Origin of the sequence: Pseudomonas kitaguniensis, assembly GCF_009296165.1 — a bacterium.
In the GTDB taxonomy this organism is placed as follows: domain Bacteria; phylum Pseudomonadota; class Gammaproteobacteria; order Pseudomonadales; family Pseudomonadaceae; genus Aquipseudomonas; species Aquipseudomonas kitaguniensis.
This window is the reverse complement of the sequence record NZ_VUAZ01000003.1, coordinates 1-20,772: the sequence shown is the minus strand read 5'-3', so window position 1 is coordinate 20,772 and position 20,772 is coordinate 1. Positions and strand designations below refer to the sequence as shown.

At 56.3% G+C, this 20,772-nt stretch carries 19 protein-coding genes and 3 pseudogenes; 12 read left to right on the top strand and 10 right to left on the bottom strand.

The window, feature by feature from the left end; all coding sequences use genetic code 11:
- Positions 1-30 precede the first annotated feature (30 nt).
- Both ahpC and ahpF read left to right on the top strand, forming a co-directional pair.
- The gene (gene ahpC / locus F0169_RS00265; RefSeq protein ID WP_056839222.1) at positions 31-594 is read left to right on the top strand and encodes an alkyl hydroperoxide reductase subunit C; all 564 of its coding nucleotides are present in this window, start codon (positions 31-33) and stop codon (positions 592-594) included.
- 131 nt (positions 595-725) lie between these two features.
- Positions 726-2,291, top strand: coding sequence for an alkyl hydroperoxide reductase subunit F (ahpF, locus tag F0169_RS00260; RefSeq protein WP_152745086.1), 1,566 nt, complete (start codon positions 726-728; stop codon positions 2,289-2,291).
- A 63-nt stretch (positions 2,292-2,354) separates the two neighbouring features.
- Here the strand turns inward: ahpF and gloA are convergent, their stop codons facing one another.
- The gene (gene gloA / locus F0169_RS00255; RefSeq protein WP_122251312.1) at positions 2,355-2,876 is read right to left on the bottom strand and encodes a lactoylglutathione lyase; all 522 of its coding nucleotides are present in this window, start codon (positions 2,874-2,876) and stop codon (positions 2,355-2,357) included.
- A gap of 198 nt (positions 2,877-3,074) precedes the next feature.
- On the opposite strand from gloA, the gene F0169_RS00250 reads away from it, so the two are divergent.
- Positions 3,075-3,611 carry a DUF4946 domain-containing protein gene (locus F0169_RS00250; RefSeq protein ID WP_152745085.1) on the top strand — a complete coding sequence of 179 codons (537 nt, stop codon included), beginning with the start codon at positions 3,075-3,077 and terminating at the stop codon, positions 3,609-3,611.
- Positions 3,612-3,721: 110 nt separating this feature from the next.
- Here F0169_RS00250 and F0169_RS00245 read toward each other — a convergent pair whose 3' ends face one another.
- The 3 genes from F0169_RS00245 to F0169_RS00235 form a co-directional block, all read right to left on the bottom strand.
- Entirely contained in the window at positions 3,722-4,087 is a 366-nt protein-coding gene (locus F0169_RS00245; protein WP_058413989.1) for a histone-like nucleoid-structuring protein, MvaT/MvaU family, read from the bottom strand.
- A gap of 199 nt (positions 4,088-4,286) precedes the next feature.
- Positions 4,287-5,828, bottom strand: coding sequence for an EAL domain-containing protein (locus F0169_RS00240; protein ID WP_152745084.1), 1,542 nt, complete (start codon positions 5,826-5,828; stop codon positions 4,287-4,289).
- A 110-nt stretch (positions 5,829-5,938) separates the two neighbouring features.
- Entirely contained in the window at positions 5,939-6,808 is an 870-nt protein-coding gene (locus F0169_RS00235; protein ID WP_122251314.1) for a LysR family transcriptional regulator, read from the bottom strand.
- A gap of 76 nt (positions 6,809-6,884) precedes the next feature.
- Here F0169_RS00235 and F0169_RS00230 point away from each other — a divergent pair, with 76 nt between their 5' ends.
- Positions 6,885-7,808, top strand: coding sequence for a DMT family transporter (locus F0169_RS00230; protein WP_152745083.1), 924 nt, complete (start codon positions 6,885-6,887; stop codon positions 7,806-7,808).
- A 245-nt stretch (positions 7,809-8,053) separates the two neighbouring features.
- On the top strand, positions 8,054-9,130 hold the full coding sequence (gene hppD / locus F0169_RS00225) for a 4-hydroxyphenylpyruvate dioxygenase (protein WP_058413985.1): 1,077 nt from the start codon (positions 8,054-8,056) through the stop codon (positions 9,128-9,130).
- A 54-nt stretch (positions 9,131-9,184) separates the two neighbouring features.
- Here the strand turns inward: hppD and rarD are convergent, their stop codons facing one another.
- The 3 genes and pseudogenes from rarD to F0169_RS00210 all read right to left on the bottom strand — a co-directional run.
- A complete protein-coding gene (rarD, locus tag F0169_RS00220) occupies positions 9,185-10,066 on the bottom strand; it encodes an EamA family transporter RarD (protein ID WP_172979279.1) in 882 nt (293 codons plus the stop codon).
- 141 nt (positions 10,067-10,207) lie between these two features.
- Positions 10,208-11,215, bottom strand: coding sequence for an aldo/keto reductase (locus tag F0169_RS00215; RefSeq protein WP_152745082.1), 1,008 nt, complete (start codon positions 11,213-11,215; stop codon positions 10,208-10,210).
- 81 nt (positions 11,216-11,296) lie between these two features.
- Positions 11,297-11,608: pseudogene (locus F0169_RS00210) on the bottom strand (LysR substrate-binding domain-containing protein); the annotation flags it as partial.
- A 207-nt stretch (positions 11,609-11,815) separates the two neighbouring features.
- Here F0169_RS00210 and F0169_RS00205 point away from each other — a divergent pair.
- The 5 genes from F0169_RS00205 to F0169_RS00185 all read left to right on the top strand — a co-directional run bounded on the left by F0169_RS00205 (position 11,816) and on the right by F0169_RS00185 (position 16,160).
- Positions 11,816-11,917, top strand: a complete 102-nt coding sequence (locus F0169_RS00205) for a pantocin A family RiPP (RefSeq protein WP_152745081.1) — start codon at positions 11,816-11,818, stop codon at positions 11,915-11,917.
- 75 nt (positions 11,918-11,992) lie between these two features.
- Complete coding sequence (locus tag F0169_RS00200; RefSeq protein WP_152745080.1) at positions 11,993-13,117, top strand: ThiF family adenylyltransferase; 1,125 nt, start codon at positions 11,993-11,995, stop codon at positions 13,115-13,117.
- Entirely contained in the window at positions 13,110-13,775 is a 666-nt protein-coding gene (locus F0169_RS00195) for a 2OG-Fe(II) oxygenase (RefSeq protein ID WP_152745079.1), read from the top strand. The genes F0169_RS00200 and F0169_RS00195 overlap by 8 nt, the downstream gene beginning before the upstream one ends.
- Before the next feature lie 7 nt (positions 13,776-13,782).
- The gene (locus tag F0169_RS00190; RefSeq protein WP_172979278.1) at positions 13,783-14,694 is read left to right on the top strand and encodes a DMT family transporter; all 912 of its coding nucleotides are present in this window, start codon (positions 13,783-13,785) and stop codon (positions 14,692-14,694) included.
- Positions 14,691-16,160 carry a carboxypeptidase M32 gene (locus tag F0169_RS00185; protein ID WP_172979277.1) on the top strand — a complete coding sequence of 490 codons (1,470 nt, stop codon included), beginning with the start codon at positions 14,691-14,693 and terminating at the stop codon, positions 16,158-16,160. The genes F0169_RS00190 and F0169_RS00185 overlap by 4 nt, the downstream gene beginning before the upstream one ends.
- 93 nt (positions 16,161-16,253) lie before the next feature.
- On the opposite strand, the pseudogene F0169_RS28110 reads toward F0169_RS00185, so the two are convergent.
- Positions 16,254-16,653: pseudogene (locus F0169_RS28110) on the bottom strand (tyrosine-type recombinase/integrase); the annotation flags it as partial.
- A 32-nt stretch (positions 16,654-16,685) separates the two neighbouring features.
- Positions 16,686-17,996: an MFS transporter gene (locus tag F0169_RS00175; RefSeq protein WP_152745076.1), complete on the bottom strand. Its 1,311-nt coding sequence runs from the start codon at positions 17,994-17,996 to the stop codon at positions 16,686-16,688.
- Positions 17,997-18,157: 161 nt separating this feature from the next.
- Here F0169_RS00175 and F0169_RS00170 point away from each other — a divergent pair, with 161 nt between their 5' ends.
- Together F0169_RS00170 and F0169_RS00165 are read left to right on the top strand one after the other, a co-directional pair.
- Positions 18,158-19,264: a sugar diacid recognition domain-containing protein gene (locus F0169_RS00170; protein ID WP_122251322.1), complete on the top strand. Its 1,107-nt coding sequence runs from the start codon at positions 18,158-18,160 to the stop codon at positions 19,262-19,264.
- A gap of 91 nt (positions 19,265-19,355) precedes the next feature.
- Positions 19,356-20,492: a glycerate kinase gene (locus tag F0169_RS00165; protein WP_152745075.1), complete on the top strand. Its 1,137-nt coding sequence runs from the start codon at positions 19,356-19,358 to the stop codon at positions 20,490-20,492.
- Between the two features lie 140 nt (positions 20,493-20,632).
- Here F0169_RS00165 and F0169_RS00160 read toward each other — a convergent pair.
- Positions 20,633-20,772 (bottom strand): annotated as a pseudogene (locus F0169_RS00160) (DUF2937 family protein); the annotation flags it as partial.

Sequence of the window (20,772 nt, the reverse complement as noted above, 5' to 3'; positions counted from 1 at the left end):
CAACTTCTTAACCCTGACGGAGATTCAACGATGCCTATCATCAACAGCCAAGTAAAACCGTTCAAAGCTACCGCCTACAAAAACGGCAACTTCGTAGACGTGTCGGAAGCTGATCTGAAAGGCAAGTGGTCCGTAGTATTTTTCTACCCGGCTGACTTCACCTTCGTTTGCCCAACCGAACTGGAAGACCTGGCTGACAACTACGCCGAATTCCAGAAACTGGGCGTCGAAATCTACAGCGTTTCCACCGACACCCACTTTGCTCACGCTGCCTGGCACAACACTTCGCCAGCCATCGGCAAAATCCAGTACACCATGATCGGCGACCCAACCCTGACCATCTCCCGCAACTTCGACGTACTGATCGAAGAAGCTGGCCTGGCAGACCGCGGTACTTTCGTGATCAACCCAGAAGGTCAGATCAAGATCGTTGAACTGAACGACGGTGGTGTTGGCCGTGACGCTTCCGAGCTGCTGCGCAAAATCAAAGCGGCCCAGTACGTTGCTGCTCACCCAGGCGAAGTCTGCCCAGCCAAGTGGAAAGAAGGCGAGGCCACCTTGGCTCCGTCCCTGGACCTGGTCGGCAAGATCTAAGTCTGTGAACGAGCTCAGGGCGGATTTTGCCGCACCTTAAGTAAGCTGCACCGCCCTCAAAACGCCCGGGCGAGTTTCGCTCGGGCGTTTTTTTTGTCTGCAATAAATCGAATTAATAGGAAATCGCCCGTATGTTGGACGCCAATCTTAAAGCTCAGTTGAAGTCATACCTGGAACGGGTCACCCAGCCGATCGAGATCATCGCGTCCCTCGACGACGGTGCGAAATCCCAGGAAATGCTGGCCCTTTTGCAAGATGTAGCCAGCCTCTCCACGCTGATTACCCTGAAAAGCGACGGTGATGATGCGCGCAAGCCTTCGTTCTCCATCAACCGCCCAGGTGCCGCTATCAACGTGCGTTTTGCCGGCATCCCGATGGGTCATGAATTCACTTCGCTGGTGTTGGCCCTGCTGCAAGTCGGTGGCCACCCGTCGAAGGCCAGTGTCGAGGTGATTGAACAGATCCGCGCACTCAAAGGCGAGTTCAGCTTCGAGACTTACTTCTCGCTGTCCTGCCAGAACTGCCCGGACGTGGTCCAGGCACTCAACCTGATGGCCGTGCTTAACCCGAACGTCCGCCACGTCGCCATCGACGGCGCGCTGTTCCAGGCCGAAGTTGATGAGCGCCAAGTCATGGCGGTGCCGAGCGTTTACCTCAACGGTGTGAATTTCGGCCAGGGCCGCATGGGCCTGGAAGAAATCCTCGCCAAACTCGACACCAGCGGTATCGAAAAAGCCGCCGAGAAAATCAGCGCAAAAGACGCGTTTGATGTGCTGGTCGTCGGCGGTGGCCCAGCCGGCGCTACAGCCGCTATCTACGCAGCACGTAAAGGCATCCGCACCGGTGTGGCCGCAGAGCGTTTTGGCGGGCAAGTGCTGGACACCATGTCCATCGAAAACTTCATTTCCGTGCAGGAAACCGAAGGACCGAAACTGGTCAGCGCGCTGGAAGCCCACGTGCGTCAGTACGACGTCGACATCATGAACCTGCAGCGTGCGAGCAGCCTGGTGCCGGCAAAAAATCCCGGGGGGCTGCACGAGATTCGTTTTGAAAGCGGTGCGACCCTCAAGTCCAAGACGTTGATTTTGGCGACCGGCGCACGCTGGCGCGAAATGGGTGTGCCGGGCGAGCAGGAATACAAAGCCAAAGGCGTGTGCTTCTGCCCGCACTGTGATGGCCCGCTGTTCAAAGGCAAGCGCGTAGCGGTGATCGGTGGCGGTAACTCCGGCGTCGAAGCCGCCATCGACCTGGCCGGTATCGTCAGCCATGTGACCTTGCTCGAGTTCGACAGTAAGTTGCGTGCCGACGCCGTGCTGCAACGCAAGCTTCACAGCCTGCCTAACGTTGACGTGATCACCAGTGCGTTGACCAGTGAAGTCAAAGGCGATGGCCAAAAAGTCACCGGCCTGGCGTACAAGGACCGTGACACCGGCGAGTTCAAGACCATCGACCTGGAAGGTATCTTTGTACAGATTGGTTTGCTGCCCAACACCGACTGGCTCAAAGGCACTGTAGAACTGACGCCGCGTGGCGAGATCATTGTCGATGCGCGTGGCGAGACGTCGCTGCCAGGTGTATTCGCGGCCGGTGACGTGACCACCGTGCCGTACAAGCAGATCGTGATCGCGATCGGCGAGGGCGCCAAAGCTTCGCTGAGTGCGTTCGATCACCTGATCCGCACGTCTGCACCAGCGTAAACATGGCTGCGTAAATGAAAAAACCCCATGAGTGATCATGGGGTTTTTTTGTAAGCGCGACGTTTACATCGGCGCCGGCTGAATGATCTCAACCCAGTACGCGTCCGGGTCTTTGATGAACGCCAGGCTTTTCATGCGGCCATCGGTCAGGCGCTTCTGGAAATCACAGCCCAAGGCTTCGAAGCGTTCGCACGCCGCGACAATATCCGGCACCGAAATGCAGATATGGCCAAAGCCACGCGGGTCAGTGTTGCCATTGTGATAGGCAAAGTCGGCATCGTTTTCGGTGCCGTGGTTGTGGGTCAGCTCGAGGATGCCCGGGATCGACTTCATCCACTGGGTGCGTTCGGCGGCGTCGGCCGGGATCTGCGCTTTGTCTACCAGGGCCAGGAAGTACAGGCTGAATTCGGCTTCAGGGAAGTCGCGCTTTTCAACCAGAGAAAAACCCAGCACGCGGGTGTAAAAATCCAGCGATTTGGTGATGTCCTTGACCCGCAGCATCGTGTGGTTGAACACAAAGTTGGCGGTGGCGGTGTCAGGTTGGGCGGTAACGCCCGGAAAAGTGTTCAGATCGTGCAGGCTCATGGGCCCTCCAGAAAAAATCGGGCAAACGCCGCGTGCAGTGATAAGAGCGTTCCATCGGCGTGCGGCAAGCATCCATGCAGCCAAACCATGATACGCAAGGCCCGCCTGTTGCGCCAAACGAAAAAGGGCGCGCCGCACTTGCGAGGTGCGTGCGGCTGGCCGCAAACTTTGGCGCTTGAACCTTGGGTGTTTTTCGTCATGACCAAATTGCGTACACCGCTGTTGAGCGCGTTGTGTTTACTGTTGGGCAGCCCGTTGGTGCTGGCTGCCGACCCGGAAATTCATTGGCCCAACGGCTGGCAAGTCGAAGCAGTGCAATCCGATGGCGAGGCGCCCGAAACAGCCAAGGCCGTGTCGCGGCAACGCGCGATCAAGAATGATGAAAACGGCAACACCTTGATGGTCATGGAGTTGACCGGCACACCGATTGAAGCCGGGCACACCGTTAATCTTCAAGGTGTATTGCTGGAAATGCGCAAGTCTATCCAGAAGGATTTTGCGCAAGGCGGTTATCAAAGCGTGTGCAGCAAGATGCACCCCGCAACATTGAGCCGTCTTGAGGCGTTGGAAACTACGTGTGTGATTACCGAGAACGGAAGACACGTATTGTCACAAACATTGGTGGGCGCGCTTGATGCCGATAAAGCGTATGTTTTTTCATACGCCGGCCAAGCGCAAGCGTACGACGCGAGCAAGGATGAAGTGAGTTCGGTGCGCAACAGCCTGAAACTTTGAAGGTGTTACGCGGCTGGGTGTTTCAGCGTGTGAAATATTAGTTAAGTCAGGTTTAAATTCGCTTAACAAAAAGCCCCGACCTGCGGGGCTTTTTTGTTAGTGCGTGCTGATCAGCCACGCAGCCAGGATTCGACAGTGGCGGCCCCGTGCTGTTCTTTCCAGGCTTTCAGGCCGCGGTGGTTGCCGCCTTTGGTCTCGATCAATTCGCCGGTGTGCGGGTTGTGGTAAACCTTGACCACGCGCGCGCGACGCTGTTTAGGTGCGGCGGCAACAGCGGTGCCGGCCTTGCCGTGGTTAGGGTCAAGGATCGAGATGATCTCGCGCAGGCCTTTACCGTAGTGCTTCATCAAGCCTTGCAGCTTTTCTTCAAATTCGATTTCTTTCTTCAGGCCAGCGTCGTTCTTCAGGGATTCCAGCTGGGCCAGCTGCTCTTGAAGGGCTTTTTCTGCTGCGCGAAATTCGGCGAGTCTGGACAAAATCTTTACTCCAATAGTGTAGTTTGCTGGTATCAACTGCAGATAAAGCGATAAGCCAAGGGCTGTAAGGCAACTCAAAGAAAGTGGCCCTTCTGCGAGTTAAGCACCGGCTGGAAAAATTGTAGTAGTTAATGCCTCACGAGTAAATCACGTCGTCGGCCTAAATAATAATATTTCATCGGGCGTGGTACAGGGCTATTCAGTGGCTGGCCAGAGACTTAATAAACTCGTCGGCGGGTAACGGTCGACCGAACAGGTAACCCTGCAGGAAGTCCACACCCTGTGCGGCGAGGTATTCGCACTGCTCGGCTGTTTCTACGCCCTCGGCCACGGTGCGCAGCGCCAGCTTGCCGGAGAGTTCGATGATGCTGTCCAGAATATGCCGCGAGAGTGCATCGGCGCCGATCATGGCGACAAAGCTTTGATCGATTTTCAAGTAATCCACATTGAAGTTACGCAAGTAACCCAGGCTGGAATGGCCAGTGCCGAAGTCGTCGAGGGCAATCATTACACCCAGTTGATGCAGGGCGTCGAACAGGCGACGGGTGACGTCGGTAGGCTCAATCAGTTCGCGCTCGGTTAACTCCAGCACCAACGTGACTTGGCCAGGCGCGAAGGCGGCGAGAAATTCCCGACAGTCTTGCACCAGGTCCAGGTCCAGGCAGTGGCGGGCAGTGATATTCACCGCAACATGAAAACCAGGGCGCAAGTGCCCGACGTGGGGGGCGAGGTGCGCCGCGGTTTGACGCATCAAGGCACGGGTCATCGGCACGATCAAACCGCAATGCTCGGCCAGCGGAATAAACAGGTCCGGGCGCACCAGGCCTTCCTTCGGGTGCTGCCAGCGCATCAGCACTTCACAGCCCGCCCATTCAAGGCTATCGCCGCGCACCACGGGCTGGTAATACGCGATGAATTCGTTGGCGCCCAGCGCGCGCTGCAATTCATGCGTCGGCGCGCTGGAACGCTTTTGCAGCCACCACGCAAGGACGCCGGCGAGTACGCCGAAAAACACCACCAGGCCGAACAGTGCCGGGTAACGTGCCGCCATATACCGCCACACTTCACCGGCTGGCATACCGGCATCCACGCTGTACGGGTAGTGCACGGACTTCAGGTGATGATGCGCCACGGCAAACGCCGGCACCGCTGAGGTATGCACTTTGCCGTCGGCGTCCAGCCAGTTTGGCCCTACTTGCAGGGTCAACTGCGCGTAACGGCTGATCAGGCGCAACGTATTGGTCAGGTGGTAGCCGTCAACCGATGCAAACGCAGCCTTGTCGCCGTCGACCAAGCGGTAAACCAGCAGCGCAGTGTCCGGGGTCACCGGGTTGCCATTCATTAACCACAGCCTGCCGTCAACGTAGTCATTCGGGTTGACTGCCGAGAGATGGCTATCACCGAACAGCGAGGTGCAATAGATGTTTTTTTGCCAGGACAACGTGGTTGCGCGCACAAAAGGTCGACGCGTGACGTGCTCGCGCAGTGCCAGTTGCGCAGCGTCGTCACACGGCTGGCCGGCCAACGGCAGCAAGGCCTGAGCGGCGAGGGCGGTATTGTCGAGCATCAGGTCAAACTGGCGTACAGCCTCTTGGGCGGTGTGCGCGGTGCTTTGTTGCAGGGTGCGTTCGGCTTGCCAATGCAGGCTGACCACGCCCAATACAATCGGCAGCAGGCCGCTGAGTGCAGTGATCACATAGCGGGTCGCGCGCTTTCGCGGGCCGTTGACGGTCAAGGGCATAGATGGAACGGCCTGTTGCAAGGTGGAAGGGCGACTCGGTTAATGCTGATGATAGAGGGCCAGGGCGAAATAATCTCGCTGTACCTGGCCGTTCGGCCAGTACGGCATCGCTAGAAGTCGAGACCTTGCGCCAATTGAATAAACGCCAACGTGGCCGGTGTCGCCTGGCGTTTGTCCAGCACGGCCAAGCCTATATCGCGGACCACGGGCGGTGAGAGGGCGCGCACTTGGTAGCGTGGGTCCGGCGTCTGCGGCAACGAGGCCTGTGCCACCACGCTGACGCCATCGCCCCGGCTCACCGCCTCCACGGTGCTGAGCAGTTGCGAGCAGCGGTAGCGCACATTCGGCGTCAGCCGCGCGGCACTGAATAACCGTGAAACCAGCTCCAGCGACCCCGCTTCGGTGAGTATGAACGGGTCATCACACAGCGCCTGCAACGCCACGCAAGGCTGGCTCGCCAGCGGGTGCGCCGCCGGTAGCAGGGCGACCATCTGGTCTTTAAACAGCGCAAACGTATCAAAGCGTTCCTGTTCCAGCACCACAAACCCGACGTCGATCCGTCGTTCGTCCAGCCATTGAATCACTTGGCGGTCGGGGCCTTCGTCAACATGCACCTCAATGCCTGGGTGCTCCAGCCGAAACTGCTTGAGAATGCGCGGCAGCAAACGATTGGACGACGTGGGGCCGAAAGAGCCGACGCGCAACGTACCACGCTTCATGCCTCGGGCATCGGAAGCCTCTTGCTGCAGCGTGTTGACCACGCCGAGCACCGTGCGTGCGCGCATCAGCAGTTGCCGGCCGATGTCACTCAGTTCGACCTGTGACTGATGGCGCCGAAACAACTCGACGCCCAATTCCTGTTCAAGCGCCTTGATTGCATGCGACACCGCCGACTGGCTGATACCCAAACGGTGGGCAGCGCTGGTGAAGCCTTGCAGCTCGGCGACACGCGAAAAGATTTCAAGCTGTGTGAGGGTCATGAGTATTTACTCATTTTACGATGATGGGTCATTACTTGCAGGATACCCCAATCCTGATCCGCACAGAGCGCCACTGATGATGCCTTCCGCCGACCGCCTGACCTACCTGAAGCTCGCCGCTGTCAGCATGATTTGGGGCACCACCTTCGTGGCTGGCCGCTACCTGGCGGCCGACGTTGACCCGCTGCTGGCGGCAACAATGCGCTTTGTACTGGCAAGCGTAGCGCTGCTGATGTTCATGGCTTTTACACGCGTGCGCCTGGTTCGTCCCCGCGCAGGCGAATGTTTGCAATTGGCAATCCTGGGTTTTTTCGGCATCTTTTTTTACAACGTGTGCTTCTTTTACGGCCTGCATTACATCAATGCGTCGCGAGCTTCGCTGATTGTGGCCTTGAACCCGGCGGTCATCGGCCTGGCGTCGTGGCTGTTGTTCAAGGAGCGTCTCGGCGCAGCCAAATGCCTGGGCATTGCCTTATGCCTCGGCGGCGCGGGGGCGGTGATTGTCAGCCGTAACCCGCAGTTGTTGCAGGGCGCCGACACTGCCTGGGTCGGCGACCTGCTGATTCTCGGCTGCGTGCTGGGGTGGGGCGTGTACTCCGTGTGTTCGCGTGGTCTGAACCACAGCCTGGGGCCATTGCAGACGGTAACCTGGTCGATAATCCTGGGCACGGCGATGCTGACGGCCACCACGCTCGTCACCGGCAAACTCAGCGTGAGCGCTGTGAGTGCGCTGCACTGGCCGCAACTGCTGAGCTTGCTCTACCTCGGCGTGGTCGGTTCGGCACTGGCCTATATCGCCTGGTACGACGGCATTCGCCGGATCGGCGCCACCCGTGCTGGCGTATTCATCGCGCTTAACCCGCTGACGGCGGTAGTCTGTGGCGCGCTACTGCTCGGCGAGCACCTCAGCCTGCCGATGCTGTTGGGCGGGGCGGTGATCCTGCTCGGCATTTATCTGTGCAACAAACCCCTTGCGCAGCCCAAGCCATTGGGGCTTTGATAAGAGGGCTTACAAACACGGTTACGCTGTGTAGAATCGGTTTACGCATACAAGAATATGACTTGCGCTCACGCAAGCCTCGGCCGTCAGAGACTGATGTAACCATGAAGCTACTCGGCTCCCCCCTTATCTTCGGTGACTTCCTCGCCCGCAGCGTGCGCGGGCTCTCGTGTGCACCGCCCTGCGACCTCATCCTTGCTCGCACATGACGATCTGTTAATGACAAGAATGATGAGGTGCCGAAAATGGCCGACCAATACGCAAACCCAATGGGCCTGATGGGCTTTGAATTTATCGAATTCGCATCGCCAACCCCTGGCATTCTGGAGCCGATCTTCGAGATCATGGGCTTCACCAAAGTTGCCAGCCACCGCTCCAAGAACGTGCACCTGTACCGCCAGGGCGAGATCAACCTGATCCTCAATAACCAGCCCGGCAGCCTCGCGGCCTACTTTGCCGCCGAACACGGCCCGTCGGTGTGTGGCATGGCGTTCCGCGTCAAAGACTCGCAACAGGCCTATAACCGTGCCTTGGAACTCGGCGCCCAGCCGATCCATATCGAAACCGGCCCGATGGAACTCAACCTGCCGGCGATCAAGGGCATCGGCGGCGCGCCGTTGTACCTGATTGACCGTTTCGGTGAAGGCAGCTCGATCTATGACATCGACTTCGTGTTCGTCGAAGGCGTGGAGCGCAACCCGGTCGGTGCGGGCCTCAAGGTTATCGACCACCTGACCCATAACGTGTATCGCGGGCGCATGGCTTACTGGGCCAACTTCTACGAGAAGCTGTTCAACTTCCGTGAAGCGCGTTACTTCGACATCAAGGGCGAGTACACCGGCCTGACCTCCAAGGCCATGAGCGCGCCGGATGGCATGATCCGTATCCCGCTGAACGAAGAATCGTCCAAGGGCGCAGGCCAGATCGAAGAGTTCCTGATGCAGTTCAACGGCGAGGGCATCCAGCACGTAGCGTTCCTCACCGACGACCTGATCAAAACGTGGGACGCACTGAAAAACATCGGCATGCGCTTCATGACCGCGCCGCCTGCGACTTACTATGAAATGCTCGAAGGCCGCCTGCCGAATCACGCTGAGCCGGTGGACCAACTGCAAGCGCGGGGCATTCTGCTCGACGGTTCTTCAATCGAAGGCGACAGGCGCCTGCTGCTGCAGATCTTCTCGGAAACCCTGATGGGCCCGGTGTTCTTCGAATTCATCCAGCGCAAAGGCGATGACGGGTTCGGCGAGGGCAACTTCAAGGCACTGTTCGAGTCGATCGAGCGTGACCAGGTACGTCGCGGTGTATTGACCGCCGACTGACCCAAAACAGCCCGGCCGCGCATCATTGCGGCCGGGCTTTTTATCGCCTGCGCATCAGGCCCTGCGTTGGCGCATCAGGTGCTTGAAGCCTTCATACACCAGTACCAACACCGCCAGCCAGATCGGGATGTAGGTCAGCCATTGCCCAGGCTTGATGCCTTCGCCCAGCAATAGCGCCACCCCCAGCAGCAACACCGGCTCCACATAGCTCAGCAACCCGAACAGGCTGAAGGGCAACAACCGGCTGGCAACGATGTAGCTCACCAACGCCGAGGCACTGATCAAACCCAACAACGGAATCAGCGCATACAACTTCGCGTGGGCATCAAATACCGCATAGCCCTGTTCACCGCTCTGCACAAACCACCACGCCACCGGCAGCATCAACGCCATGTCCAGCCACAGGCCGCCCAAGTGATCGGTGGTCAAGTATTTGCGCACCACAAAATAAACCGGGTAACCAATGATCACCACCAGCGTCGCCCAAGAGAATCCGCCAGCCTGGTACAGCTCATTCAATACGCCGAGCGCTGCAAAAAATACGGCTATCTGCTGCAAGCGCGACAGGCGCTCGCCGTACACCAGGCGGCCCGTCAGCACCATGGTCAATGGCAACAGAAAGTAGCCCAACGACACCTCAAGGCTGCGCCCATTCAGCGGCGCCCACATAAACAACCACAACTGCGTGCCCACCAAGGCTGACGACAGCAGCACGCCGCCGATCAACCGCGGCCGGTTCGCCAACAGCCGCAGCAGCTCCCACACGCGCCGCCATTCGCCGCTGACCAGCATGAATACGCTCATGCACGGCACGGTGAGCAGCATGCGCCAACCGAAAATCTCCAGACCGCTCAAGGGCGTGAGCAACGAGGTGAAGTAATACATCACGGCAAACAACACCGAGGCCAACACCGATAAAACAACACCTTTAGACACACTGTCCTCGCGAAAACCAATTGATAAACAAGCAGGGGAATTTCAGCGAGGGATTATGGTGCTTTTAGCGGGACACGTTTGCGCTTTTTGGGCAAATTCTGTGGAGAGCCGGCTCTCCACAGACGCGAGGTTGATCGCTGACTAACGGGCAACTCGACCCGAGACAAAATGGCTGACGTCATTAAACCCCGGTGTGGAGGAATGGCCCGGCGTGACCAGCGAGTCGATAAACGCTTCATCCTCAGCGCTGATGTTTACCTCCAGCGCCCCGGTGTAGGCATCCCACTGCGCCTCGGTACGCGGCCCGACAATCGCCGAGCTCACCGCCGAATTATTCAGCACCCAGGCAATCGCAAACTCGACAATCCCCACGCCACGCCCTTGTGTGTACTGCTGAATCTGCTGGGCGATGCGCAGCGATTCCATGCGCCATTCGGTTTCCAGAATGCGTTTGTCCTGGCGCGCCGCACGGCTGCCAGGCTCGGGTGCGACGTCGGGCGCGTATTTACCGCTGAGTACGCCTCGCGCGAGCGGGCTATACGGCACCACGCCCAAGCCGTAAGCGGCGGCTGCGGTAATTTGCTCGACCTCCGCCTGGCGGTTGACGATGTTGTACAGCGGCTGGCTGATAATCGGTTTGTCTACGCCCAAGCGTTCAGCCACGCGAATCACTTCGGCGATGCGCCAGCCGCGATAGTTGGACAAGCCCCAGTAGCGAATCTTGCCTTGGCGGATCAGGTCGCCAATCGCCGACACCGTGACTTCCAGCGGCGTGTTGTGGTCTTCACGGTGCAGGTAGTAGATGTCCAGGTAGTCGGTGTCGAGGCGCGCAAGGCTGGCTTCCAGCGCATTGAACAGGCGCTTGCGGCTCAGGCCGCTGCGGTTGGGCAGGCCGTCGGTAGGGCCAATCGCCACTTTGGACGCCAGCACCCAATCCTCGCGGTGGCGGGCGATGGCCTCGCCGACGATTTCCTCGGAGCGCCCGCCGGTATACACGTCGGCGGTGTCGATAAAATTGATGCCCTGGTCCCAGGCCTTGTCGATGATGCGCAGCGAGTCTTCAGTGCTGGTCTGTTCGCCAAACATCATGGTGCCCAAGGTCAGCGCGCTGACCTGCAAGCCGGACTGGCCCAATGTGCGGTAAATCATGCAAAGCTCCTTAAGGCAGGCAAACGTGAGTCATGCAATACCAGACTCAAGGGCTCTGGAACAAGCCCTGCGCGCGTTTCTTCATATGTTCAGCAAGCTCTGACAACGCTGCTGCAGGACGCGATGCAGCACTTTCACCCGTTCCGACACTTGCAGGCGGTGAGGGCACATCAGGTTGAACGGCGTGGGCTCGCCTTGCCAATCGGGCAACAGCGGCACCAGCCGCCCGGCCTGAATATCACGGGCGACATCCAGGTTGGGTTTGTAGGCGATACCGTGGCCCGCCAGCGCCCAGAGCCCAAAAATTTTACCGTCGTCGCTGAGGTAATCGCCCGTCACCTCGACCTCCTGCAACAGCGCGCCCTGGCGAAAATACCAGGTGCTGTTGGCCCGGTCAGGGCTTCAACGATACGAGCTTGCACCTACAAATCAATCGGTTAGCGCAAAACCGCAACAGGTCCTAGAGGCCATAGAAATAATATGAAGCAAAATAGAGGCGCGAAGCACCGGCCCGTACTCTATAAATATTTACGCGTTACAAAACGCAGCATTTGAACGTATTTTTGAATGAAATTAACCTGAAAACCATTGAGGTGAATCATGCAAAACGTACAATTCGAAGAACTTGAAGAGCGCGTATCGGCCATCTCCGAGGAGAAGGCTATGTATTCTGAAGGCGAAGAGGTCGAGCTGGAAATTTAATTCAGTTACGGTTCTCGGTGAGGGGTTGCTTACTGCAGCCCCTTTCTTTGTGGCAAACATAACTGCGAGCCTAATATGAATACCAACACCAAGCCTATCATTAAGCGATCACATCACATCATACGGGCTGAGGACGGTGATATTTGCATCGGAGAGATCCCGGGGGTATCCAAGATCATTGTTGCACCGCCAGATTGGGTGAAAGAGGTTCTTGAGAAATTGGATGGCACCCGCACAGTACCGCGTATTGCCAAAGAATTAGGGCACCAGGGTGTTGAGGTGACAGAGGATGATCTCACTGGTTTTATTGCAACGCTTCATGAGATGAATCTGCTGGAAGATAATGCGTATTTTTCCAGTGCATTGACCAGCGAAGAAGTCGAGCGATACGATCGGCAAATGCTGCAATTCTCGCTCATAGATAAGGCGCATGTCCATTCTCAAGTTTATCAGGAGCGCCTAAAGTCCAGCACTGTCGTTATGTTTGGCATGGGAGGCTGGGGAACGTGGTGCTCTCTGTTGCTCGCACTGGCCGGTATTGGAAAGCTGCGCTTGGTTGACGGTGATGATGTCGAATTATCCAACATAAATCGACAAGTACTTTACACAACTTCAGATGTTGGAAAAGAAAAAGTTATAGCGGCCAAAGAAAGAATTTACGAGTATAACCCTAATGTAAAAGTAGAAACATTTTGTGAGTTTGCTGCCCCAGATCCAAAGCAAATTAGCAAGCTGTTAGAGGGTGTGGATTTCATCGTGCTTGCATGGGCAAGCTTGGGTTATTACCGAAAGCACACACCGGAGGAAATGATCCACACCCTGGCTAAGGAGCGTGGAATTCCGGTAATGGAACTAGGAGGAGACCCGCTTGAAATATCCATTGGGCCATTATTCCTAAATGATGGGTCGCACGAATCTTTCGAAGATGTAAAGCAATCTGCGCGACAAACTTATTACAGTAACAAACCCACTATTGAGAAATTCCAGCGGGCTCGGCTGAAACACAATTTTTTGGATGGAGATCGGACTGTTAACGCCTGGCAAAGTGCGCCCTCTTTGTCAGCAATGGCTGGGTTGGCATGTGATCAAATCGTTAAGTGCATTACTGGCTACGATCGACCAGCGGTAGTAGGAAAGAGGATTTATCTATCAATGCAAACTCTAAATAAACGAGAGGAGACCGTTTTCGAACATGAATAAAGCATCAAGGTCTTTTAGAGAATACGGTTATTGTTCAATCGATCTTTCTTCATGTTTCCCGGATCTTGTGCGCGGGTGTAAAAACGCGTGCGATGGTATCGAGGAACAAGATTGGACCTACATCATCCGCAATTCTACTGAAGAAGTTGATCTGCCGTACAGTGTGTCGCCCTTACGCTTAAAACACGTTAAAGCCGACGCACTTAAAGTTTACCACGAAGGAGGTTTTGCTTTTAGTTTTCGGCGATTGACAGCGTTAGAGGGTGTGCCGATTCATCCAGCTATGAAACTCTTCGACGATTATCTTATGAGAGAAGACTTCCTGAGCTTATTGTCGATGCTCTCGGGGCGATCAATCGGAGCGATGGAAGTTCGCTACATTAATCGTTTCGATCAAGGTGATTTCTTAACAACTCATTGTGATCCAGGCTCAAATCTCGGAATAGCATTAAACCTCACGTCGCAGTGGAACCTGAATTTCGGCGGGTTAACTTTTATTTTGAACGAAACACGATCCTCAGTTCATGACACCTTAACGCCTTCTTATGGTCGACTATTTGTATTCGATACTTCGCAGCGAAAAGTCCCGCATTTTGTATCGATGGTAACGGCGCCTCCCGCTCAAAACCGGATCGCCCTCATTGCTCGTTATGGTTAATTTGATAATGTCGCCATTTCAAAAAAGTTTGCTTCTTATAGCAGTCATGGCCCTGATTTGGGGCGCTGGCTTGCCGGTGTCCAAAATAGGTGTTCAGGCTCTGGGCGCTTGGCCATTCCGATTAGCATGCGCTTTTATCAGTGTTCTTTTCCTCTACGCAATATTTTGGAAACCCGTGAATGATCTCAGCATAACTTTAGACGCTATGCTTTATCTAAAGCTTTTCATTATCGCAGTTCCAAATGTTTTCCTTGTCCCAATTTTAAACAATATAGCATTGGAGCGCCTGAGTATTTCCGATTCAACTTCTCTAATCTATACAATGCCTTGCTTTACCTCTTTTTTTGTGATGATACTCAATCGGAAATTCAATAGTTTCTCTATTGCTTCGCTGACGTTCTGCTCAATAGGAGTCTGGTTGATTATCGGAAGCTTTCAATTTTCTTCAAGCCACTTAATCATCCTGTCAAGCGCCGTCTCTTGGTCGGTCGGCTCCATAATCGCACAGCGATTAGAGACTGATATAGATTTCCGGGTGAAAGTATTTTGGCAGGTAACCTTCGGTTGCTTTTGCGTCTTCTTGGTGTCCCCGCTATTTTTAGATTGGCCCACCGAAATCATCGAGTTTTCTGGAAACTTGTCATTGTCTGCTGCTGCGTCGATTTTATTTATGGGGATTTTTGGCGGTGCGGTCGTTTTTTATATCTGGTTCTATCTAATCAAGCTTCAAAGTGCCGAATACGCAAGCTACGCGACTTTATTTTCACCTATCATTTCTGTTGTATTAGCCATGACCTATTTTGGCGAAAAACCTTCAGCCAGTACAATTATTGGTTTTATTTTCATTCTTATAAGTGCATTAATCGTGAATATCTTGCGGCCTGCATGGCTTTCACGGACCCATCGGGAGACAACATGACTAATTCTGATGAAGTCATTGGACGAATCAACCAGCACTTTGAGAAAGATTACCAGTTACGCCATGCGGTGAGGCTAGCCGAGTGGGATCAATCACTTCATGTGAAAGCTGCGTCACTAGCTGCGCGAACTCAGTCGGTGGCAACCCTAAACGCTTTGCGTCGAGATAATCTGGTCGAGTTGATGGAGTCGTGCGATTTGCCTGCTGCACTTCGATGTGCGGCAACACGCGACCAGTCGTGCCTTAGGGAGGTAGATCGGTACCTTCGCTGTCATCTTGCGGTACCCGCTGAACTGCAGGACCGCAAGACCCGAGCAACGTCCAGAGCTGAGAGTCTGTGGGCTGATTGTAGATCGAGGAATGATTGGGAGAGTTATGCTCCAGCTTTATCAGCTGTTGTTGAGGTCATCCGATTAGAAGCCCAGCATCGCGCAGAGGCTACCGGCTTGGAGCTTTACGACAGTTTGCTGGATATTCATGAGCCTGGCCTTCGCATCGCTCAACTAAAGCCTGCTTTTGAGGAGTTGAAGGTATGGGCAATTGATATTCTCGCCAACTCTAAACCCGCTTCGACAGCAGCCGCTCAGCGCCGACTTCTTACGATCGATGACAGGGAAAAGCTTTTCTTAAATATTTCATGTGTTTTTGGGTTTGACCTCACCAGAGGTCGGATAGATTTTGGAGAGCATCCGTTTTGTGCCGGCGTGCCTGAGGATACACGGCTCATACTAAAAAAAGACTCTTCGGTTCTTGATGGGCTGCTTGAGGTCATCCATGAAACGGGGCATGCATGTTATGAACAGAACCTGCCGACCTTCCCCCGTGGGCACCCGATCAACCTGCCTCGCTCAGTAGGCGTGCATGAGTCTCAGAGCCTTTTTTTCGAAAATATGATCGGCCGGCATCCCGCATTCTTGACTTACTTATCGAGAACTTTATCGGACAAGCACCAATTTCCGATTTCAGCTGATGAACTTAACTTCTACTACAACCAAACTCGCCTTGGACTTATAAGAATAGAGGCGGATGAGGTATCTTATATTCTCCATATAATTTTGCGCTTTGAGCTAGAACTGAAACTAATAAACGGCGAAATTGAAGTATCTGATCTTCCAGAATGTTGGAACATATTAAGTGTTGATTATTTGGGGCTATCTCCGGGCAACGATCTTCGGCTTGGTTGCATGCAAGATATTCATTGGTCTCTCGGTCTTTTTGGGTATTTTCCTTGTTATGTCTTAGGTCAAGTCTACGCTGCACATCTATTTCACCAGTTCACCGCCGTTCACCAAGACTATTCAAGCGATTTCTGCAGTGGCAACATACGCCCTGCGTTTGACTGGTTAAAGGAACATATCTGGAGCCGTGGTAGCTATGACGAGGTACTTAGCGTCTTTATGAGTAGTGAAAAAGCATTAGATACAACGTTTTTAAGGCGTCTTTTAGAAACCCGTTACAAGACATAGGGATAACACCGTATTGAAAGGTCCGGTGTTGTACTCAGTTTCTGCGGGCACCGAGTATACAAAATGATAGCGGCGCATGGCGCCCAAAAATCAACCTTTTGAATTGGGCGCGATCGGTAGGCCAAGCCTCCTGAGCTTGGTTCCACGCCCCGACGCCAGAGCCCATTCACCGACGGTCATTCGATCAACCGCTGCAATATACGCGGCGCAGGTCGACAGGCTCCAATCAACAGGGGAGCTAACCCCAGGTTGCTCACGCGCGAGCCAGATGCCAGTCCAAAATCTCCAGCGCAGCGAGCCCGTGCGACACTTTTCCCACCGATCTGGCCACACCTTCGCTTCGGTGCGCCTGGCCCTTGAGCAAAAGCGCTTCAGTGAAGGTTTCAAGCCGCGGTTCGCCGTTTTCCAACATCAGTGCACCGAGCACACTGCTCAGGAATTGCTCGAGGTGACGCGCCTCATATCCCCGCGATTTCAACACCTTGCTTAAACGAGCGTGGGAACGATCAGCGCGCGATCAGCGTGTCAGGCTTTAAGGGTGCGCGTCATGCGCAGCGCGAGCACGCTGCCGGCGACGATAACGGCTGCCAGCAAGTACAACGCAATGTCGGTCGAGCCGGTGGCATCTTTCACAAACCCGACGATATACGGGCTGAGAAAACCCGCCATCTGGCCCATCGAGTTAATCAACGCCAAACCACCCGCCGCCGCGCCGGCACTCAGCATCGCGGTCGGCACCGGCCAGAACATCGGCAAGCCGGTGAGCGCGCCCATCGTGGCAATGGTCAAGCCCAGAATCGCAATCGCCGGCGTCGTTGCAAAGTTCACCGCGATCACCAAACCGACAGCGCCCATCAACATCGGCACCACCAAATGCCAGCGTCGCTCTTTGCGCAAATCAGCCGAGCGCCCGACCAGCAACATAAACACCGCCGCCAGCAGATAAGGAATCGCGCTGAGCCAGCCAATCACCAGGTTATCGCTGAACCCGAGGTTCTTGATGATCGACGGCAGCCAAAAGTTGATCGCGTACACACCGCTCTGGATACAGAAGTAAATCAGGCCGAACGCCCAGATCGCCGGGTTCTTGAACACCTCGGCCAACGAGTCGGTGGTGGTTTTGGGTTTGTTCGCCAAATCCGTCGCCTGGTCAGCCTCCAGCACCGCGCGCTCGTGGGGTTTGAGCCACTTGGCGTGAGCAAAGCTGTCGCTGAGCAGGAAGTACGCAAGCGCGCCGAGGATCACAGTCGGAATGCCTTGCAGCAAAAACATCCATTGCCAGCCCGCCAAACCACCTTGGCCAGCCGCGAAATGGGTGAGAATCCAGCCGGAAAACGGGCTGCCGAGCAAACCGGACACCGGGATCGCCGACATGAACAACGCCATGATCCGCCCACGGCGAAAGGTCGGGAACCATTGCGAAAGGTACAGCACCACGCCAGGGAAGAAGCCGGCTTCAGCGGCACCGGTGAACAAACGCAGGGTGTAGAAATGCGTCGGCGTGGTGACGAACAGCAGGCAGGTCGACAGCGTGCCCCACACGATCATCATCAGCGCGATCCAGCGCCGCGGGCCGAATTTAGTCAGCGCCAGGTTGCTCGGCACGCCGCACAGCACGTAGCCGATAAAGAAGATCCCGGCGCCGAGGCCGTACACCGTTTCACTGAATTTCAATGCATCGAGCATCTGCAACTTGGCGAAGCCAACGTTCACCCGGTCAAGGTAGTTGAACAGGTAGCAGATGAAAATGAAGGGGATCAGGCGCAGGGTAACGCGCTTGTAGATGGCGTTTTTATCGTGATCGGTGGCCAGTGGGGCAGCGGCGCTCTGTGACATGGCATTCTCTCTTTATTATGATTTTTTGCGACGCGAGGGTAACGTTGATCGCCTAACGAGTCTCGGCCACCCGGCGGGCTGCTGTCTTTGTGCTTGCGCACAGTCAAGCAGGCTTTGCGCTGTGCCTATGACCAACCACGCCTTTCAAGGAAGTTAGCCCCATGTTCGAGCTGGATCATGACCTGGCGCAGGATATTGTCGATCGCACCATGGCCATCCTGCCCTATAACGTCAACGTCATGGACAGTCAGGGGCTGATTCTCGGCAGTGGCGAGCCGGAGCGCATCAACACCCGCCATGAAGGCGCGCAATTGGTGCTGGCCAACGGGCGCGTGGTGGAGATTGACGGGCAAACCGCCAAGCACCTTAAAGGTGTGCAACCGGGCATCAACCTGCCGCTGATGCACGATCAACGCTTGATCGGCGTGCTCGGCATTACCGGCGAACCCGAGCTGTTGCGCACGTACGCTGAGCTGGTGCGCATGACCGCCGAAATGCTCGTCAGCCATCGCCATCAGCAAGCCGAGCAGCAATGGCGGCGCCAGCGTTGCGATGACCTGCTGGCCTTGTTGCTGGCGGAAACCGGCGATTCGCCGCGCCTGGTCGATGAGGCCCGGCAACTCGGGCTTAAACCGCAAATGCCGCGTACACCGTACCTGTTTGAACTGGGCGTGGGCCAGTCGGCAGAGGCGTTAAGCGCGTGGCTGACCAGCCGTTACCCGGACAGTTGGTGTGTCAGCTCCGCGCAATTCTCGCTGTTGTGGTGCCGGCCCGCTGCGGTAGCGGTGGACAACCCCAAATTGCTGGAAAAACTCCAGGGGCTGGGCTGGAACATCTTGCGCGTAGCCGTCGGCGGGCAGGCCGACGGCTTGGCAGGCTTACGCCGCTGTTACCGGCGTGTCGGTGACTTGCTGGCCTACGGGCGCGATGTGTTGCCCCACTCACGCCTGCTCACGCTCACTCGCTACCGCTTGCCCGTCATGCTTTGGCGTCATCGCAACGACGATGCCCTGGATGAGTTGCTCAGCCCCTTGCGCAAGGTGTTGGCCAAGGACAGCAATGGGCAATTGCAAGCGACGCTGCGCAGTTGGTGCGAACACGACGGCCAAAGCCAAGCGTGTGCGGACGCGTTGGGCATCCACCGCAACAGCCTGCGTTACCGCATGGAAAGGATTGCCGAGCTGAGTGGCGTCGACCCGTTGACCCTCGACGGCATGCTCGCGCTGTACCTCGGTGTGCAGTTACTGCCGCAGGTTTTGTCGGAATGAACAACAAACCTCGCTGGCAGTTGTGCATTGGACCGGCGTTATTGCCGCAACCAACTGGCAGCATGGGCGTTATAAAAACCGGAGAAAGCCCATGAAAATCATCATCGCCCCCGACTCGTTCAAGGACAGCCTGAGTGCCGAAGGCGTCGCCCAGGCTATCGCCGAAGGGTTGGCGCAGGTGTGGCCAGATGCACAATTGATCGAGTGCCCGATGGCGGACGGCGGTGAAGGTACGGTGGAATCGGTGCTCGCCGCCTGCCAGGGCGAATGGCGGAGCCATACAGTTCAAGGCCCGTTGGGCGGCACGCTGGAGGCGCGCTGGGGCTGGCTGGCCGACAGCCATACGGCGATCATCGAGATGGCCGAGGCCAGTGGCTTGCAACGGGTCGCGCCGGATAAGCGCGACGCCTGCTCCAGTAGCACCTATGGCACGGGTGAGTTGATCCGCGCCGCCCTCGATGTTGGCGCTCAACGTATCATCCTGGCGATTGGCGGCAGTGCGACCAATGACGCTGGCGCGGGGGCGATGCAGGCGCTTGGCGTGCAATTATTGGATGCCGACGACCAGAGTCTGGCACCCGGCGGGCTGGCGTTGGCCGGCTTGGCGCGCATCAGCCTTGAACACATGGACCCACGCCTGGCCCGCGTGCGCTTTGAAATCGCCGCCGATGTGAACAACCCGCTGTGCGGCCCGCAGGGTGCTTCGGCGATTTTCGGTCCGCAAAAAGGCGCTAATCCGCAGCAGGTTGAGCAACTCGACGCAGCCCTCGGCCACTTCGCCGATCACTGCGCTGAAGTGCTCTTCAAAGAGGTACGCGATGAGCCAGGCAGTGGTGCCGCCGGGGGATTGGGGTTTGCTGCCAAGGCATTTCTTGACGCGCAGTTTCGCGCCGGGGTGGAGGTGGTTGCCGAACTGGTTGGGCTGGATCAGGCCATACGCGGTGCAGACCTGGTGATCACCGGTGAAGGGCGTTTCGACGCTCAAACGCTGCGCGGCAAGACGCCGTTTGGTGTGGCGTGCATTGCTCAACGCCACGCTGTACCGGTGATTGTGATTGCTGGCACCTTGGGCGATGGCTACGAACAGATGTACGCGCACGGTGTGCACGCCGCATTTGCCTTGCCCTCCGGCCCGATGAGCCTGCAACAGGCATGCACTGAAGCACCGCGCTTGCTGCGTGAGCGCGCTGCGGATATTGCGCGACTGTGGCGAACCGCAGCGTCCTGAGTCGTTAAAACACCGCAGGTTTGCTTTCTGTGGGAGCGGGCTTGCTCGCGATTTCGGTGCATCCGTTGAAAATACTTATCTGACACACCGCAGTCGCGAGCAAGCCCGCTCCCACATTTAAAGTAGAGCTGTGGCGGTCTTTAGAGGCCTTTAAGGTCACGCTCTTCAATCGGCCGGCTCTGGCGCAGGCGCTTGCCGCCCAACACTACCCAGTCGATCAAGCGAAACAGGCACTCAATGCCAAACGACAACAACATCGCGCCGCCCCAACCCCCCAGCC